The organism is Lysinibacillus piscis (assembly GCF_026012395.1).
Taxonomy (GTDB): domain Bacteria; phylum Bacillota; class Bacilli; order Bacillales_A; family Planococcaceae; genus Lysinibacillus; species Lysinibacillus piscis.
This window is the reverse complement of record NZ_BRZA01000002.1, coordinates 891,425-909,736: the sequence shown is the minus strand read 5'-3', so window position 1 is coordinate 909,736 and position 18,312 is coordinate 891,425. Positions and strand designations below refer to the sequence as shown.

21 protein-coding genes and 1 riboswitch are annotated in these 18,312 nt (G+C 38.0%); of the genes, 6 read left to right on the top strand and 15 right to left on the bottom strand.

The window, feature by feature from the left end; all coding sequences use genetic code 11:
• Positions 1–286 precede the first annotated feature (286 nt).
• Positions 287–676 (bottom strand): RidA family protein, encoded by a 390-nt coding sequence (locus tag OPF91_RS11065; protein ID WP_264989148.1) that lies wholly within the window; start codon positions 674–676, stop codon positions 287–289.
• Positions 677–903: 227 nt separating this feature from the next.
• Positions 904–4,008, bottom strand: coding sequence for an MMPL family transporter (locus OPF91_RS11060; RefSeq protein ID WP_264988809.1), 3,105 nt, complete (start codon positions 4,006–4,008; stop codon positions 904–906).
• 171 nt (positions 4,009–4,179) lie between these two features.
• Between OPF91_RS11060 and OPF91_RS11055 the strand changes: the two genes are divergently transcribed.
• The 3 genes from OPF91_RS11055 to OPF91_RS11045 all read left to right on the top strand — a co-directional run bounded on the left by OPF91_RS11055 (position 4,180) and on the right by OPF91_RS11045 (position 6,721).
• Positions 4,180–4,752, top strand: coding sequence for a TetR/AcrR family transcriptional regulator (locus tag OPF91_RS11055; protein ID WP_264988808.1), 573 nt, complete (start codon positions 4,180–4,182; stop codon positions 4,750–4,752).
• A gap of 113 nt (positions 4,753–4,865) precedes the next feature.
• Positions 4,866–5,846, top strand: coding sequence for a permease (locus tag OPF91_RS11050; RefSeq protein ID WP_264988807.1), 981 nt, complete (start codon positions 4,866–4,868; stop codon positions 5,844–5,846).
• Positions 5,843–6,721 carry a TIGR03943 family putative permease subunit gene (locus OPF91_RS11045; protein ID WP_264988806.1) on the top strand — a complete coding sequence of 293 codons (879 nt, stop codon included), beginning with the start codon at positions 5,843–5,845 and terminating at the stop codon, positions 6,719–6,721. Before OPF91_RS11050 ends, OPF91_RS11045 begins: the two co-directional genes overlap by 4 nt.
• Here OPF91_RS11045 and OPF91_RS11040 read toward each other — a convergent pair.
• Entirely contained in the window at positions 6,696–6,899 is a 204-nt protein-coding gene (locus OPF91_RS11040; protein ID WP_264988805.1) for a hypothetical protein, read from the bottom strand. The genes OPF91_RS11045 and OPF91_RS11040 overlap by 26 nt on opposite strands.
• A 156-nt stretch (positions 6,900–7,055) precedes the next feature.
• On the opposite strand from OPF91_RS11040, the gene OPF91_RS11035 reads away from it, so the two are divergent.
• Positions 7,056–7,631 carry a Uma2 family endonuclease gene (locus tag OPF91_RS11035; protein ID WP_264988804.1) on the top strand — a complete coding sequence of 192 codons (576 nt, stop codon included), beginning with the start codon at positions 7,056–7,058 and terminating at the stop codon, positions 7,629–7,631.
• A 218-nt stretch (positions 7,632–7,849) separates the two neighbouring features.
• On the opposite strand, the gene OPF91_RS11030 is transcribed toward OPF91_RS11035, so the two are convergent.
• From OPF91_RS11030 to OPF91_RS11015, 4 genes are all read right to left on the bottom strand, one after another.
• Positions 7,850–8,467: an FMN-binding negative transcriptional regulator gene (locus OPF91_RS11030; protein ID WP_264988803.1), complete on the bottom strand. Its 618-nt coding sequence runs from the start codon at positions 8,465–8,467 to the stop codon at positions 7,850–7,852.
• Complete coding sequence (paiA, locus tag OPF91_RS11025) at positions 8,468–8,992, bottom strand: spermidine/spermine N(1)-acetyltransferase (RefSeq protein ID WP_264988802.1); 525 nt, start codon at positions 8,990–8,992, stop codon at positions 8,468–8,470.
• Between the two features lie 15 nt (positions 8,993–9,007).
• On the bottom strand, positions 9,008–9,460 hold the full coding sequence (locus OPF91_RS11020) for a MarR family winged helix-turn-helix transcriptional regulator (protein WP_264988801.1): 453 nt from the start codon (positions 9,458–9,460) through the stop codon (positions 9,008–9,010).
• A 126-nt stretch (positions 9,461–9,586) separates the two neighbouring features.
• The gene (locus OPF91_RS11015; protein WP_264988800.1) at positions 9,587–10,177 is read right to left on the bottom strand and encodes an SCO family protein; all 591 of its coding nucleotides are present in this window, start codon (positions 10,175–10,177) and stop codon (positions 9,587–9,589) included.
• 465 nt (positions 10,178–10,642) lie between these two features.
• On the opposite strand from OPF91_RS11015, the gene OPF91_RS11010 reads away from it, so the two are divergent.
• Both OPF91_RS11010 and OPF91_RS11005 read left to right on the top strand, forming a co-directional pair.
• On the top strand, positions 10,643–10,978 hold the full coding sequence (locus tag OPF91_RS11010; protein WP_264988799.1) for a DUF485 domain-containing protein: 336 nt from the start codon (positions 10,643–10,645) through the stop codon (positions 10,976–10,978).
• 11 nt (positions 10,979–10,989) lie between these two features.
• Entirely contained in the window at positions 10,990–12,534 is a 1,545-nt protein-coding gene (locus OPF91_RS11005; RefSeq protein ID WP_264989147.1) for a solute symporter family protein, read from the top strand.
• 214 nt (positions 12,535–12,748) lie between these two features.
• Here the strand turns inward: OPF91_RS11005 and OPF91_RS11000 are convergent, their stop codons facing one another.
• The 8 genes from OPF91_RS11000 to OPF91_RS10965 all read right to left on the bottom strand — a co-directional run bounded on the left by OPF91_RS11000 (position 12,749) and on the right by OPF91_RS10965 (position 18,081).
• On the bottom strand, positions 12,749–12,904 hold the full coding sequence (locus tag OPF91_RS11000; protein ID WP_264988798.1) for an NUDIX domain-containing protein: 156 nt from the start codon (positions 12,902–12,904) through the stop codon (positions 12,749–12,751).
• Positions 12,905–13,654, bottom strand: coding sequence for a TatD family hydrolase (locus OPF91_RS10995; protein WP_264988797.1), 750 nt, complete (start codon positions 13,652–13,654; stop codon positions 12,905–12,907). It abuts the gene before it with no gap.
• Entirely contained in the window at positions 13,644–14,384 is a 741-nt protein-coding gene (locus OPF91_RS10990) for an ABC transporter ATP-binding protein (protein WP_264988796.1), read from the bottom strand. The genes OPF91_RS10995 and OPF91_RS10990 overlap by 11 nt, the downstream gene beginning before the upstream one ends.
• Positions 14,362–15,132: an ABC transporter permease gene (locus tag OPF91_RS10985; protein WP_264988795.1), complete on the bottom strand. Its 771-nt coding sequence runs from the start codon at positions 15,130–15,132 to the stop codon at positions 14,362–14,364. The genes OPF91_RS10990 and OPF91_RS10985 overlap by 23 nt, the downstream gene beginning before the upstream one ends.
• Entirely contained in the window at positions 15,132–15,422 is a 291-nt protein-coding gene (locus tag OPF91_RS10980) for a thiamine-binding protein (RefSeq protein ID WP_264988794.1), read from the bottom strand. Before OPF91_RS10980 ends, OPF91_RS10985 begins: the two co-directional genes overlap by 1 nt.
• Position 15,423: 1 nt before the next feature.
• Positions 15,424–16,419 (bottom strand): ABC transporter substrate-binding protein, encoded by a 996-nt coding sequence (locus tag OPF91_RS10975; RefSeq protein ID WP_264988793.1) that lies wholly within the window; start codon positions 16,417–16,419, stop codon positions 15,424–15,426.
• Positions 16,420–16,515: 96 nt separating this feature from the next.
• A riboswitch (TPP riboswitch) is annotated at positions 16,516–16,626 on the bottom strand.
• 83 nt (positions 16,627–16,709) lie between these two features.
• Positions 16,710–17,159 carry a hypothetical protein gene (locus tag OPF91_RS10970; protein ID WP_264988792.1) on the bottom strand — a complete coding sequence of 150 codons (450 nt, stop codon included), beginning with the start codon at positions 17,157–17,159 and terminating at the stop codon, positions 16,710–16,712.
• Positions 17,160–17,304: 145 nt separating this feature from the next.
• A complete protein-coding gene (locus OPF91_RS10965; protein WP_264988791.1) occupies positions 17,305–18,081 on the bottom strand; it encodes an SDR family oxidoreductase in 777 nt (258 codons plus the stop codon).
• Between the last annotated feature and the right edge of the window lie 231 nt (positions 18,082–18,312).

The window sequence follows — 18,312 nt, the reverse complement described above, 5'->3', positions numbered from 1 at the left end:
ATTCATGAATGGTTTGATCTTGATAACGATTTACCGTCATTTTATGAAATATTTAGCATTAATGAGGTTACCCAAGTTAATTTTCATGGAGATTAACTATCAATAATTATTGACTCAAAAAATGAATAAAGATAACAAACAAGCTCTTCTATACTGAGAGAGAAGCTATCATTTTTATGTCCCATATTTAGGACGCAAAAATGATAACTTTTGTTATTAATGCCTTATATAGTAGGATTTAAACTTATAACTTTCATGTCCCTATACATCTTCCTATAGTATCCATTCAACTATCCTTACATGCCCAAGCATCAATCTCTACCTTAAAAACTGGGGCTGCTAGCGCTACCACATATAGCATCGTTGTACAAGGGAGATGTTCACCTAAAAAATCACCAATTATTTTTCTTCTTTGCGTTGCTTCAAAGTCTCCAACTAAATAAAAAACTAGCTTTGTTAAGTCGCTAACTTGCATATCAGCGGACGCAAGGTTTCTTTTTATATTCTCTAAGGCTAACTGTAATTGCTCTAATGGATTTTCAGGAACTGTTCCATCTACTTCCATCCCTAATTGTCCTGACAAAGTAAGCCATCTTTGAGGACCTGTTATTTCTAGTTGATGTACGTATGGTGCTACAGGTTGATGTATCGTTTCTGGATTTCTTGCAATTTTCAACATATCTCACCTCTTTTATTGTTAGAAAACTCTATATTCTATTATAGTAGTTATAGGAATTGATGTCATTGCCAAATGATAGTTCATAGTGATTTCTTCCATTATTGTTAACTATCGTCTGAATTTTATATGTATTTAAAAGCCATTTAGCATCTTTTATCAAACTTAAAGACACTAAAAAATCGATTTATACCAAGCAATTAGTATAAATCGATTATTAAATAACCTTAGCCTTCCTTTTTCATTCTCCCCATTGCCCGAATTCGCTCTACAATGCCGAACAATGCAGGAATCAAGATTGGTAATGTCACAAAGCTAAGCAAGAAAAGACCGAAAATAACAGTCAGTGCGATTTCCATAAGTGTCAGGATCCCTGAAGGAATCAAAGCTGCAAATGTACCACCAAGAATAATGGCTGCTGCTATCACAACACCACCAATATGACGTGTAGCATCAACAATCGCCTGTGTAGAATGATGATCCATCTCTCTATAACGCATCAGTAAAAAGATACTGTAATCCACACCTAGCGCTACAATCATAATAAAGCCAAAGAACGGTACATTCCACCCTAGCTCATTGACATGTAATAGCTTCATACTAAATAATTCACTCATCCCAAGAGCTGTGAAGTAGGTTAATACAAGCGCGCCTATAATGAAAATCGGTGTCAAAAATGAACGGGTAATGATGATGAGAATGATGCCTATGCCAATTAACATCATCATTGCTGTTCGTGTGAAATCTCCATTCGCAATTTCTTCAAGGTCTACGTTTTGAGCCGTTTTTCCACCAATTGCAGCCTCCATACCCTGTAACGCATTATGTTTCATAATCGCCTGCTCAATTCGCTTCACAATAACCATCGCTTCCTTTGAATATGGGTTAACATCTAATATAATACCCATTTTCGCTGTTTTTCGGTCGTCAGACATATACATATTCAATGAGCTTTGGAATGCAGTACTTTTTAAAGCATCTTGTGGAATATAGAATTTTTCAGATGCCTTTGATTCGCTTAGACCTGTCAAATAGTGTTGAGCATTCGTTAAACCTCTGCTCACTTCCTGCAAGCCATTTGTACTTTCAGCTAAGCCCGTTTGTAAGGTTATCATGTTATTTGCTAAATCTGTTAAGCCAGTAAGTAGTTGCTTTTGCCCATCATTAATCACTGTTAAGCCAGCTGCAAGAGCTGGTGTTTGGCTTGCCATTTCATTGGAGCCATTAGCTGCCTTTTGCAACCCTTGTTTTAAACTAGATGATCCGTCATATAGCTGACTTACACCAACCTGTAATTGAGAAAAGCCATGATTCACTTGGGCAAGCGCCGTATTTGCTTCTTTAAAAGACGCTAGTGCCTCTCCATATTGAGCTGTTAATACTTGTAATTGTGCTGATAAATCACCTAGCTGTTGCTTGTTAGTTGAAGCAATATCCATTGTAGTTTGCACATGAACATCATTCGCTAACTCTGGCTTTGATTGGATAAGTGCTGTCATGCTATTTTCAATCTGCTCATAGCTTTTTTGAACACTGTCCACGGTGTGCTGAATCGTTGAAAAGGAGCTGCTAAACGATGCTAACCCTTTTTCAATTGCCGTATAGCTGTTCATTAGTTGTGCTACCGAATGTGATAAAGTAGCCATATTCTCTTTGACAGATGCTAGTCCTTCTTCTAGCTCCTGTGCACCATTAGCCCCTGTCCCTACACCGCTTGCCAATTGCTCTACAGCATCGCTTAAACTAGCAACACCTGCTTTCACATCAGTTGTTCCATCAATTAATGCTTGAACATTTTCTATATCATTTGTATCAGCTTGCTTAAATTGCTGCTCAGCTGTAGATAAGCCATTATTTATTTTGCCAACACCGTCATTAGCATCACCAAGTCCATTATTCAATTGCTTGGTTTGCGCTGTCATATAGAAATCCGTTATTTTTTCACCAATTGGACGAGTGGCAGTTAACACCTCTGCTACACCATCTATTTGAGTAATTTGTTCAGCCAGCTCATCTAATGCTTGTAATGATTGGGCATTATCCAATGCATGATTTGACTGGATAACTAGGGTTGTTGGAGAAGAAAAGCCAGCAGGAAAATGTTGCTCAATCACATTAATTCCTTGTTTAGAGGAATAGCGGTCATCCACCTCCAACAAATCATTGTAGCTTAGTGAATGGCTATAGCTCATAACAAATGGTACACATAAAATAGCGATAAAAATTAACGCAATAAATGGTCTGATAACAGAGGTCCTCGCTAAAAGCCCCCAAATTTTGCTTTCATTATGCCCATGAAATGTTTTCGCTGGCCAGAATAGCTTCTTCCCTAATAGCATCATAAAAAACGGATTTAAGGTCATTAATACAAGGACAAGGACAGCTACGCCAATCGATACAGATGAACTTGCTTGGTATAATTTGAATTCAGCTAAAATCAGTGCGATAAACCCAATAAACACCGCGAGCGCACTATATAGCACAGTTTTACCAGCCGTTTTATACGTTGCGCGAACGGCTGCCCAGCTATCCTCCTGTTTGACTAACTCCTCCTTAAATCGTGTAAATAATAAAATATTATAATCTGTCCCAATACCGAATAAAATTACGACTAAAAATACTTGTGTAAAATTCGAAAATGGGTAATTAAATTGATCTACTAAGTGCGCAATAATTCCAAGCGACACTAAATAGGATATGCCTACTGATAACAGGGAAACGAACGGCACGATTGGCGAGCGGAAAATAAGAATAAGCACCACAATAATAAAAATAACCGAGATGACTTCCGTTTTTTGAATTCCCTCTTGTGTGGATTGAACAAAATCCTCCATCACAAGACTATCTCCTGTCAAATAGACGTCTACATTTTCGCTAGCTACAATTTTATACAGCTCTTTCGCTACGTCAGCAATTTCTCGATTATTTTTCTGTACAGAAATTTGCGCTAAAATAGTAGATTTATCTTGAGAAATAAGCTGTTGCTGTGTTTGCTCATTATCTAAATGCGTCATCATTTGACGAATACCTATTGCAGATTGTTGACTTTTTAATTGTTTGATTATTTTTTCTATCTCTGTCTTTTGTGAAGTTGTCAATGCTTGCTCATGACCACTATTGAAAATAGCAATGATTTGATAACTGTCACCATTATTCTCATTCATTTGCTTCAGCATCGCCTCAGCTTGATTACTTTGGGCACTGTCAGGAATCGTAATTTGTCCTTTTTCCCTTACTAATTGCTCCAAATTGGGCATTGTCATAACAATCATGACTGTCACTACTATCCATAAAACGAACGAGGCCAATCGCCAATTCATTATTTTTTTCATCGTTATGTCCCCTACTTTCAAAATCAAACACATGTATACTTTTGTCTGTAAGCAAAGTATACTTAGCCTTATAGCACGGCACAATGTTCAATTTTTGCCCATATGTATAATTTTGAACACTTCCCTACTATAATGTATAACTTTAGAAAAATTTTTGGAGGAGAGCTAAAAATGGCTAGTAAAACAGAATATAAAAGTGCGATTCGCTCACGAAAAATGATTCGATATGCATTAGCAGCATTAATTTTAGAAAAGGAAATAGAAAAAATAACGGTTAAAAATATTGTAGAAAGAGCTGAAATTAGTAGAGGCACATTCTATGCCCATTATGCGGATATTTTTGCCGTTTTTGAAGAAATAGAAAATGAAATAATGGACAATATAGTAGCGTTTCTGCAAGATTTCACAAGTGTTGATATTATTCAAAACCCCATGCCATTGTTAGTAAAAGTAACTCATTTTTTCGAGCAGGATATAGAATTTTATCGCACAATTACCAATACACAATGTGCTCCTACTTTTATCACAAAATTGCAGGATGTTTTAATAGCGAAAATTTTAAGCTGCGATGAAACCTGCCAATCGAACGATGAGTTAATATATCATGTTCATTTTTTAGTCGGTGGGCTTGTTTCACTCTATCAAGACTGGTTCGCAGGAAAATTCGACTGTTCATTAGAAACATTAACAACGACTGTTGCCCGCACGATGACAAAAGGATTCCAACCGTATACTTTGATATAAAGTGACCAGACCAGCTAGATACTGGTCTTATCTTTTGCCTAAATTGTCATATCTGACTACTACCTCACATAAATTACTTTAAAACGTAATTATTACTGTTTATGGAGGGAATAATGGGACAATTTATATATCGATCGACTACTTGGAGCATTTTGGCGATATTACTTTTGCTAGCACTCGCAATGAACGTTAGCACTTTGCACACCTCAATACTCAATCTCAACACGATATTTTTAAGTATTCTAATAGAAGCACTCCCATTTGTATTAATAGGCGTGCTAATCGCAGGTTTTATTCAAATTTTTATAACAGAGGCACATATTCAAAGATGGATTCCGAAAAATAAAGCACTGTCAATTATCATGGGCTGTGTCGTTGGGGCGTTATTTCCTGCTTGTGAATGTGGAATCGTGCCTATCGTCAGAAGATTGATGACAAAAGGCGTTCCTTTACATGCAGCGATGGGCTTTATGTTGACGGGCCCACTTATTAACCCTATTGTCATTCTTTCCACTTATATGGCTTTCGGCAATGATTTAAAAATAGCAGGGCTACGCATGTTGCTAGGCTTTTGTATTGCCGTCATCGTTGCACTAATGATTGGTGTTTTTTTTAAAGGAACGCAATTTAAAAAAGAGCCTTTCCATCCTAACCACACACATCTCACGACAAATGCATCCTTTTTCGCTAAATTACTGCATATGTTACAGCATGCAATCGATGAATTTTTCGATATGGGGAAATATTTAATTATAGGGGCTTTTTTAGCTGCTTTTGTGCAAACATATATATCTACCAAAACACTTGTATCAATAGGCAATGACCTCCCCTCTTCCATGCTTGTTATGATGGGACTAGCCTATATTTTGTCACTTTGCTCAGAGGCAGATGCCTTTATAGGAGCTTCATTTAGTGCCATGTTCCCTTCTCCAGCCATTTTAGCCTTTTTAATTTTTGGCCCTATGGTGGACTTGAAAAATACGATGATGCTATTAGGTGTATTTCGATTGAAGTTTGTGATATGGCTAGTCATGCTAATTGCTACTGTGGTTTATGGTAGTTTACTGCTATTAGCGCATGGAGGGATATTGTGAAAGTTCATTTTCAACAGGTGGTCAAAGCGATTATTTTACTTGCTTTTTCAGCGATGATTGCAAGTCTACATGTTACTGATAATATCCAAAAATTTATTAATCCGAAATATGAATATTTAAGCATCACAGCCTCTCTATTATTTTTTATGTTGTTTATCGTACAAGTGACTCGAATTCTATCATTTTCAGCAGTAAAGCATCACCATTGTAGTCATGACCATGAGATAAAATTATTTTCTTATATCATTATTTTACTACCTATTATTAGCGGATTTGTATTTCCTGCACAGCTAATGGATGCTGCAATGGCTGAGAAAAAAGGTGGTGTTTTGATGCTAGCTAAGCAGCAACAAGCAAAAATAGAAGACTATCTCACTACCAACGAGCCAATAGTGGAAAATATTTATGATGCTGAGCCTGACCCAGGGCTGTTGGAGGGTAAACAGGAGATGACAAAGCAGGAATATGACACCCTAAAAAAACAGCTTGTCGCCAAACCCATCATTCAAATGACGGATAAGGATTACACAATTTATTATGAGGATATCAACAATAATTTATCAACGTATATAGGGAGAAAAATACAATTGAAGGGATTTATTTTAAAGGAAGAGGACTTTGCTGAAAATCAATTGGTTCTATCCAGATTTTTTATTACACATTGTATTGCCGATGCCAGCATTGTCGGGTTTCTAGCTGAATTTCCCGAAGCTATTTCCTTGCAGGAAGATACATGGCTTGAGGCAATTGGCACATTAGCGATAACCGAATTAAACGGCTCCTACTTACCCGTTATTAAAATAGAAGAATGGGTACAAATCGAGGAACCACAAACACCTTATTTATACCCTATTGATATTTTTTTGAGTCCGTAATTTTAGCAATCGCTTGCTCGGCTAACTGAAGAGCTCCTTCGAGATGTCCATCAAATGATGAATTTGTTTCTGTACCAGCAAAAATAAGCTTATTCTTCCATGCACCTACTATTTGTGATTGACCATAGCTTGGGTAATCTCTGAGTCGTTCTAAATCTTCCTCCATAGACCGTTTCAATGTCCATTGACCAATCTTTATAAAGCATCTACTCTCCTTGAGCAGCTACCCTTTGCTTGCTTTGGAAATGGAGGGCTAAATTGACCCTCCCTATCAATAGAAATACGTATCACATATACACTATACTGGAAGCACAAAAATAAGGAGTTGAAGCGAATGGCGATGAGCGAACCATTTATAGACCCTCGTACAGAAATAATTGATGGTGAGGCGATTATGATGTCACTCCGTCCGACACTGAACCACAATACCATTATCACCAATCTAGCCTTACTAATGGGTAACTATCTGAAAGGTAAAAAATGCCGCTACTTTACGGACGGTGTGGACGTTCATTTTGATGAAAAAAATAGAGAGATTCCTGATAGTATGATTGTATGTAACCCCAACATCATGAAACCGAATGGCATATATGGCGCGCCTGACTTAATGGTTGAAGTGCTTTCACCATCTACAGCACGCAAGGATAGAGGGGATAAGAAAGAACTCTATGAAAAACATGGCGTAAAAGAATATTGGATTATCGACCCTGTCGCTAAATCGATTGAGGTCTATTTATTAAAAGAGGGCAAATATAACCTTGATAATGTCTATACCGTGCTTCCTGATTGGGATTGGGAGCAAATGTCAGAGGAAGAGAAAAAAGAAGTGGCACTCACATTAAAAGTATCGCTTTATGACGATTTCATTATCAATATTAACGATGTATTCGAAAATGTTATTGCCTATTAACTCTCTACAAAGAGGTGAAAACCATGCGAGAAAAATATGGTTTTGCAAACGATCGAAGAAATCCATATGTATAAAAACGATTGCAAAACGGTTGAGCTATCATTCATAAACGAAAGACGCTAGGATATATTCAACCCCTTTTGCTCGATTAACGGCCTCAGTTTGTTAAAAGCCAGAATATCCGTCATCCAAGCCACAGATGTTCTGGCTTTTGCCAATTACTTCATATGCCTTTTTTTCATAGCATCTGCTATCCGATCCGCCTGTGGTTCCTTTTCTTTATAAAGCTGCTGAATAATATTGGCATAATCCGTAGCATTCCGATTTTGACTTAATTTATAGGCAGCTTGCATTTCTGTTATTTTAATTTTAAATCCTTTGATGCCTTTCATTTCTTGCTCTAACAATTCAGGAGACAGCTTATCCCATAAAACAGGATTTTCACGGAATTTCTCGTATTTTTCAAGTAATTGCGCTAAATCTTGTGCTAGCTCTTTGCCCTCCATAAGACTTGCTTTACCATATATATGGACAACTTGATAGTTCCACGTAGGCACATTTTCTTTTTCATACCAAGAGGAAGAAATATATGCATGTGGACCATTGAAGATGACGAGCACTTCATCCACCTCCTCAAACGTTCTCCATAGTGGATTGCCATATGCTAAATGACCTGTGAGGTAATCTTCCCCTTGTATTGTTTGTAGCATCAAGGGTATATGGGCTGCGATTGGTTTCCCCTTTCGAATGGAAACGATTGTAGCGAAGGCATTATGGGTAACAAATTCTGTAATTTCTGTTACATCTGTTATGGTGTAATATTTAGGAATATACATCTAAATCGCTCCTACCGCTTTTGTCATAATAATATCTATTTGTTCTTCATCCCCCATATAAAATGAATGCGCTCCTGTTTGCCTAAAGCCCATTTTTTGATAAAAGCCGATTGCTGGCTCATTTTTCTCCCATACACCAAGCCAAATACTCGCTTTTCCTTGCGCGGCAGCGATTGCTACAGCTTTGTCGATTAAATAGTTGCCAAGCCCTTTACCTTGATGACCATTTCTAATATAAATGCGCTCAATTTCGAGTGAATCGTCCCCCATTTGCTCCGACTGTGCCTCATCCATATTGACCTTTAAATAGCCTACAAGTTCTTCTTGATCATAGATGAAATAAAAAGTGGAGTGTGCTGTAGTCAATTCTTTTTCTAATTGCTCAGTATGAAAGGCTTTTGCCAAATAAGCCTGCATATTTTCAGGTGAATTTTGCGCTTGAAATGTCTCATAAAATGTAGTAATACTTACTTCTTTCAATTGTTGTACATCGTCAAGTTGACATTTTCTCATGGTGATTGTCATTCGTCCGATCCTCCATTAATATTCTCTTTTATGCCCTTTTTTCACATATTCCCAATCCACTTCCACGTTTTTTCTCACTCTTTGCAACAGCTCGGCAATCAGCTTCGTCTCGCTTGCTGAAAAGCCTGTTAATGCGACGCTATTGGAATAATCATTTTCTCTTTTAATAATGGGGTAAATTTGTGCCCCTTTTGCTGTGGCAAAGAGCCTTTTGATTTTTCGATTATCGGAATCATCTCTTTTTTCAATAAAACCATTCAATTCTAGCTTTTTAATGGCTCTTGCTGCGGTTGTACGGTCAACTTTAATCATCTCCGCCAGCTTTTCTTGAATAATGCCAGGATTTTCGTAGATTCGTACAAGGTATAAATACTGCCCTTTCGTCAGGTCGTATTCTTTAAACTCGATATTACTAATGGAATCCAACGCTCGAGCAATCATACCAATTTCTCGAAGAATCTCTTTCATTCATGCTCTCCTTCGTATATTTTATTGCAAATGCAACATAAAAATCTTATATTAAATATAACGTAATTTTATTGTATTTGCAATAAAAGACGCCCCCTTTCAACAAAGGAAAGGTGAGCGTCCTTCTTATTTTTCTTGCATTAAAGCCTTCATATCTGCCACAATCGTTTCTGTTGGCACATCCTCTGAGCCATTATAGTCTTTCACAACCGTACCATCTGCATTGACTAAATAAAATCGCGACATATGTGTTACTTGGTCGGAGTTCACCGTTTTTCTTACTAATGATTGAAATGAATTTTTAGCGAACTCTTCGATAAATGCCTGTTGGTAGCCTGTGAATAGCTGCCATTTACTAGCATCGATTGGTGAAAATTTATTCAAATAATCAGCTAATACTTGTGGATGGTCAATTTCAGGATCAACACTAAAGCCAACAATTTGATAATCCTCCAGCCCTTTATCTTTCAATGCCTTTTGGATTTCCGTCATATTATATGTCATTGGCGGACATATTGTCGTACAGCTTGTAAAAATAAACATCGCTAACCATGGCTTGCCCTTTAAATCAGCCAAGCTTACTTGCTCATTGTGCTGATTCGTCACAGTAAAATCCTCTACTTGAATATCGAGCTCAGGCTTGAATTGATAGCTACCACATGCACTTAATATAACGCTTATGAGTAACATACAAGCAAGCAACATACTTTTTTTCATATTGCAAATCACTTCCTAATTCATTTAACATCCTATTCATTGTATAAGAAGATGCAATGAAAGTACAAGGCTATGATTTTTTATTATGTTATCGTAACTGTTATATAATAAGAACCCCCTATTTTCCCTTCATTATTTGTGATTCATTACCATCTTATCCGTTTTTTCTTTTCTTTCATTTATGCAGAAATTTTCTCTTTTGAGCAATGAAATTGTCAATATATTATTTTTAAAATATATATTCCTCCATGATAAATTCTTATGAATATCAATCAAATCCTTATTATATCAATATTTTTAAAATAACTAAAAATTACAAATAGTAAAAATTCTATATTGCATTATAAAATTTTTCCTACTAAAATAAATGAGAATAAGAGAATAAATATACTTTTTATAGCAAAATCATCTGTGCTATAACAATTACTTATTCAATTATTTTCACAAACATTAGGGGGAATGTGAATGGCAAACAAACAAGTAAACAAAAAGAATGATATTGACTATGATGCAATTGCACAGCAAGCCTCGTTTAAGGCCTTAGTCAGAAGAAAAAATACGTTTCTTTGGTCGATAACAGCAGTCTTCTTATGTGGCTATCTGTTATTACCGATTCTAACCTCTTACACGACAATTCTACATCAAAAGGCAATTGGGGATATTACCTGGGTGTGGATTTATTCGGCAGGGTTATTTGTGATGACATGGGGGTTATGTCACTTATATGTAGCGAAGGCAAACAGCTTTGACAAAGAAGCAAAGGCAATTATCGCTGAATATGAAAATGGAGGTAATCACTAATGAACAATGGTATGAGCTTGATAGCGGTCTTTTTCTTCGTCGCAATTGTTGGATTAACGCTTGTTATTACATGGTGGGCATCAAAACGTACCTCCTCTGCTAGTGATTTCTATACGGCGGGTGGCGGTTTAACTGGCTGGCAAAATGGACTAGCTATTGCAGGTGATTATTTATCCGCAGCTTCTTTCTTAGGGATTGCAGGCGCAGTTGCTTTGTTTGGCTTTGATGGTTTCTTCTTCTCTATCGGCTATTTAGTAGCTTATTTAGTCGTATTATATATTGTAGCTGAGCCATTACGTAATCTTGGGAAATTTACATTAGCTGATATGATTACAGCACGTTTTGATAAAGCGAAGGTGCGTGGTACAGCAGCACTAAGTACCATTACCATTGTATTATTTTATATGATTGCACAGCTTGTTGGTGCTGGTGCACTGATTCAATTACTATTAGGCATTGACTATTGGATTGCGGTCTTACTTGTGGGGACAATGATGACCATTTATGTATTATTTGGCGGAATGACAGCTACTTCTTGGGTACAAATTATTAAAGCCTGCTTATTAATGCTTGGGACAGTCATTATTTCATTTTTAGTGTTGAGAGAATTTAACTTCAGCATCGCCAATATGTTCACCGAAATGAAAACGGTTACAGAGAATGGTGAAGATTACTTAAATCCAGGACTGAAGTATACAAATGGCATTGATACGATTTCAATGTTGATTGCATTAGTATTAGGAACAGCAGGGCTTCCACATATTTTAATGCGTTTCTTTACAGTAAAGGATGCACAAACAGCTCGCTCCTCTGTTATTTGGGCAACATGGATTGTTGGTATTTTCTACGTCTTAACCATTTTCTTAGGCTTCGGTGCAGCGGCATTCGTTGGAAAGGAAAACATTATTGCAGCAAATGCGGCTGGTAATATGGCTGCCCCACTACTGGCAAAGCAGCTTGGTGGCGATATTTTATTCTCCTTTGTCTGTGCAGTAGCCTTTGCTACGATTTTAGCTGTAGTTGCTGGTCTTGTATTATCAGGTGCATCTGCCCTATCGCATGATATTTATGGGCAAATCATTAAAAAAGGGAAAGTTACGGAAAAGCAACAAGTCACTGCAGCTCGTCTTGGCTCTATCGCTATTGCTGTTGTATCCATTATTTTAGCACTTGGTGCACAAACGTTAAACGTAGCCTTTTTAGTATCCATTGCCTTCTGTATTGCGGCATCCTCCAATTTACCTGTTATTATTTACACAATTTATTGGAAGCGTTTTAATACAGCAGGCGCGGTCACAGCGATGCTAACAGGTTTGATTTCAGCACTTATTTTAGTCGCTGTGTCACCAAATGTGTGGAACCCAGTTGAAGGTAAGGCCATTTTCGTGGGAACAGCCTTAATTTCCTTAACAAATCCAGCTATTATTTCTGTACCACTAGGCTTCTTAGGTGGCTTTATTGGCACATTATTATCAAAAGAAACAGATGCAGCGAAGTATCGTGAGGTTGATGTCAAAGCCAATACAGGGATTTCAGTGCAAGATGTGTCACATTAATTCACATAAGCCGAGAACATATGAATGGTTCTCGGCTTATTGATAGAATGTTTGGATTTTAAGTGTAGCAATAGCTATCCACATCGGCTCATATATTCCTCTCCCAGCAGTTGTATATTCAATCCCTTGTCCCGTTCCAAAAACACACCAACGATAGTAGCAAGAAAAATAACGTGCTGTTCCATCTCATCTAGACAGGTTTGAATCTCCACTGCTACTCAAAGTTTTCTCTTTTTGCAGCTTCCTCTGCTATTTCACCCGCTTCTATACCCCCACCTGGAAAAACATAATACAATGAATTGCCACGAATGCGTTTGATTACTGCTACCTTATGCTCTTGAATGATAATAACTGTGCTTCGTACTCGCATTTATAGCCCATAAAAAAACTTCGTATTGTGCGTAATCTGGTCAGCTACTTTCTGGCGCTCTAGCCCTTTCAAAGAAGCTATGACATCAATACTTTGATACATCATATATGGAGATGTCCGTTGCTTGTCAAACGGTCCCTCAAACGGCCAAGGTCCATCCGTTTCGACCATCATTAGCCCTAAAGGATAGGCTTGAATTAACTGTTGGATTTCCTGCTCATACAAGCAATCAGGTGTAATCGAGATAAAGTAACCGTTACGGATCATACGTTGCACTACTGCTTCACTGCCCTTAAACCAATGAAAATGTGCTTTTGTCACTTGATGTTTTTCAAGTAAATCACAAACAATTTCAGCATCCTCATAAACAGCATGCAAAACAATCGGCTTATGCAATTCCTTGGCGAGCACAAGAAAACGCTCTAATAGTTGAATGTAGGGCGTATAATCAACAGACTGCTCTTGTTTTAAATAATACGGCAATCCCACTTCCCCAATGGCTACCATATGATGTGCATGCTGACGTATCCATGCGAACAGCGCCGCTTCCTCTGTCTCATTTAGTAAAGCTTGCTCTGGATGAAAACCAAATGCTGCCTTCACTTTTGGATAAACTTGTGTAAGGGCTAATGTCTGTTCACAAGAATCTCTATCCATACTGACCGCAATCACCATTTCTACCTCTTCTAGCAATGCAGGAATTTCCTCTGCCTGATATTTGTCTAAATGAATATGGGCATCAATCAGCATACGCTTCCTCCTTCAAATAGGTAAATAGCTGCTGCTTTAAAGCTGTAAAAGTAGCTGAATGGCGAATATCCTCTGTGCGTGGTCGTGCAAATGGAACCTCTATTTCTGCTTTGACCGTAGCAGGTCGCTTCGTTAAAACAATGACACGATCTGCTAAAAATAAAGCCTCCTCAATACTATGTGTAACAAACAACACCGATTTACGATACGTCTCCCACGTTGACACAAGCCATGCCTGCATTTCCAGTCTTGTAAATTCATCCAAAGCTGAAAAGGGTTCATCTAAACATAAAATCGGCTTATTGCTGACAATGGCACGGATGAATGATACACGTTGCTGCATACCTCCTGACAGCTCATGTGGATAAGCTTGCTGAAATGCTGATAGTCCCACCTTATCTAGCCATTCCTTTGCTAGCTCCATATTCGGCTTATGCCGTAACTCCTCCACAAGTATTACATTGTCTAGAATAGTGCGCCATGGCAGTAAACAAGGCTGCTGTGGCATATAGCCAATAACGCCACGCTGTTGTTGAATTGCTTCCCCATCTAATAAAATAGCGCCCTCATCCAGCGACGTTACCCCGCCAATTAATTGAAAGAGTGTACTTTTCCCGCTACCAGATGGTCCGATAATCGCTACGAATTCCCCATCCTGTACCTCAAAGGAAAGCCCCTGAATGACTTGTAGGGAATCAAAGCTTTTATCAATGTTTTGAATATGTAACATCTGCGCCCCTCCCCTTGACAAATAATTGCTCTAGCAAACGAATCAGATAAAATAATAATAAACTTAAAAGGATAATCGCAAAAATAGCCACAAATACACGGTCTGTACGGAAGGAGGATTGAGATAATGTCATATAAACGCCAATGCCCTTCTTCGCCCCAAGCCATTCTGCAATTACTGCCCCCATTACACTATAAGTAGCCGCAATTTTAACACCTGAAAAAATCGCAGGGTAAGCATACGGCCATTCCAATTTCCAAAATAATTGTGATTTGCTTGCACCAATCATTTGAAAATAATGCTTGAGCTCAGCTGGTGTTTGACGAAAGCCATCCATTGTCGCAATCACAATCGGAAAGAAACAGACAAGACAAATAATAATCAGCTTCGGCAATAAGCCAAAGCCAAACCAAATAATTAATAATGGCGCTAATACGAGGACAGGAATATTTTGCGACATAATCAAAATCGGATAAAGCAGCTCACGTATAAAGACAAAGCGATGTAGTAAAATCGCTACACTTAATCCACAAAGCACACCGATTGTCAACCCTAGTAACGCTAATTGAATCGTCGCCATTACATGTGGGAAAAAGGTATCATAGGATTGTGTGGCTTCCTTAAAAATCCTGCTAGGAGCTGGCAATAACCAATGTGGAATTTCGGCAAGCCGTACAGAAATCTCCCAAATACATAAGAGGAAGGCGATAAAAAGCATCGACCTTCCTTTGTTCAACCCTCGCTTCATCAACGATATTTCTCCGTTAATGTACCTAATGTAATACCTGCTGGTTGGTATAAAATTTTCACCTGTGTAATCACATTGATAGCACCAAGCTCAATCATTTTTTCATTCATTCGTTCAATAATTTGCAGTAATACAGGTAGTTCACCTTCCATCGTTGTTTCTAATGGATGTACCTCATAGGGCACACCAGCCGCATCAATAATCGCAATAGCAGCATCCACATATGGAATAACATCCTCGTATTTTTCTGTTTTTGGAATGATTTGTACACTAATTAATGAGTTCGCCATCTTATTTTGTCTCCTTTGTTGGTAAAAAGTCATTTGTAAAGGCTTCTGAGGCATTAAAATTTCCCTCTAATACTTGATTGTCTTGCATCCATTTCGCATAGTTTTCCCATACAGCCAGCTTTTGTTCCCCCCATTGTGCTGCATCGTCCTGATACTTGTTTGCTAGCCATTCCTGACTTTTATGTACAAGCTCTTTATCTAAATCAGGTGCTGCCTCTAATAAAATAGCTGCCGCTTCACTTGGGTTCACCATTGCATATTCATAGCCCTTTGCTACCGCAGCAACAAAGGCTTTGACTGTATCGGGATGGTCCGCTATCATTTTTTCATTTGTCGCAAGAACAGGTGTATAATAATCCAATTGCTCACTATAATCTGTTAAATACAGCATATTTAATTTTTCCCCACGTAATTCTGCTTCAATACCTGTCCATGCATAATAAATCCATGCAAAATCAATATCTTGCTTCATCATCGTAAAGAAGTCTAAATCGCCTGCATTGACAATATCCAGTTTATTAATATCTGCATTCTCCGTTTGCATTAATGATTGTAAAACTGCCTGTTCTAACGGTGCACCCCAGCCACCATATGTCTTACCTTCAAAATCCTTTGGTGATGTAATACCTTTTGACGCAATCGATGCAAAGCCAGATGTATTATGCTGAATGACAGCCGCAATGGACACTAATGGTACATCCTGCACACGTGCCTGTGTAATGGCTTCTTGATAGCTCACCCCAAACTCTGCCTTGCCTGATGCCACAAGCTGATCTGCTCCTGCATCACCTGGCGATAAAATCTCGACATCTAATCCTTGCTCTTTAAAATAACCTAGCTTTTGTGCCACATAGAGCCCTGTATGATTGGTATTTGGTGTCCAATCCAGCACAACGGAAACCTTTTGCAAGGTATCCCCTTCTTGTTTACTATCTTTTTGGCTACAGCCAGCCACCAGCACGAGCATAGCCAACAATAATATCCACCATTTTTTCATTTCTAAATCCTCCTCCACAATGATTCCATATGAAACGAATAGAAAAAAAGCGCCTAGGAATGTTCCCAGACGCTTTGTAATCACAATCAAAATTTTCGTTTTGAATTCGATGTTCCCTACGCTGGTACGAGCCAAATCAGGTTCAAAGGGTGAGCATCTATCGGACACAATCTCAGCTAGCATTCACTAGCTCCCCTACATTCTTTTCATATGCACTTGTCGTTGAATATTATAACCATAGAATCAGAGAAATAACAAGAGCCATCAGACAAAGTATTTTTCACTTCAATTTAAGCTCTTTTCTGTAGTTGAAAAATAGCACGCTCATGTTTGGCTATTTTATGTTCAAAGTATTCTAAATCTGCTTTTGTTGCTACCGTTTCAAAACGAGCCATTGTTTCGATATGGTATTCAGCTAGTTTTCCTGTTTGCTCATACATGATATGCTGTTTTGCTTCAATGCTCGCCAATCGTTCATTTGTTTTCTGTTGCTCTGATTTTAAATTTTGAACATCTTTTTTAAGTACTTTAACATCTTCTTTAAGCACTTTAACGTCCTCTTTAAGCACTTTAACATCTTCTTTAAGTACATCAACATCTTCTTTAAGCGCTTTAACATCCTCTTTTAATACCTGTACATCTTCCTTTAAGTCCTTGATATCTGTTTTCATCTCTTGCATATTTGTTTCCATACTCGTTACTTTTTGTAGTACTAATTCAAATAATTCACGATCTGTCATTGATATGTCACCCCTTCCACCAAGTTACTTTAAACTATTACTTAACATCATTGTACCATTTATTTATAACTTCGTTGAGAGAAAATACACGTTTTCTCTAAATTCAAGATTTCGGCGTTTTTTGCAAATTTACTGTCCAAAATGTTCACCAAAACCCACCATCTGAATGAATAATTTGCCCTGTAATCCATGCGGCTTCATCACTCGCTAAAAAAACCACTAATTTCGCCGCATCCCTTGGTTCGCCAATTCGCCCCATTGGAAATTTAGGTAATAAATTAGCTTTTAAGTCATGGCCCATCCATCCACTATCTGTTGGCCCAGGGTCCACGGCATTCACCGTAATTTGAAGCGGTGCTAATTCGAGTGCAACGGATTTTGTGAAGGTAGACACAGCCCCTTTTGTCGCTACATAGGCTAAATTACCAGGCTCAGGCGATTTATCTTGACCTGATACCATATGAATCACACGTCCACCATGCCTGCCTTCAATTTGACGAGCAAATTCCACAGTCAATAGACATGTACCTCTAACATTCACATAATAATGAGCATCTAAAATCTCAGCATTGATTGTACGAAAATCCACATCAACGGAATGTGTGGCATTATTCACAAGAATCGACGGAGAGCCTAATTTTTCATGCACTTCAGCTAGTAATTGTTTTGGTGCATCTAGCTGTGACAAATCCACTGCCATCGATTCGCAGCGTACACCTAAATGGCGAATTTCCTCCATCAATTGCAAAGACCAATTTGCATCTTTCTCCACAACATAGGGCATCTGTGCATCATAGCTTGACCAATGTGTAAAGAAAATGTCCGCGCCTTCACTAGCCAAAGCCCGACATATCGCTGTCCCAATTCCATTCACTCGGCTTGCCCCTGTAACAATCGCAATTTTATTAGTTAAACGTTTCATAAAAGCATCTCCTTTTTTAGAAACGCCGAATACGAACATGCTAGGTAGAGATGTATACTACGCCAAAAAACGAATACCTAAAATCGGCATCCGTTCGGCGTGTTACTAGCACATGAACTCAGCGATTCAATAATGGTGTATAGAAAAATAGACATAGTTCTCCCTTAGAGCCCTTCATCTATTTCTTCAATTACTTCACCATTAAAGAATATCTCCCATTCAAGTCCATGC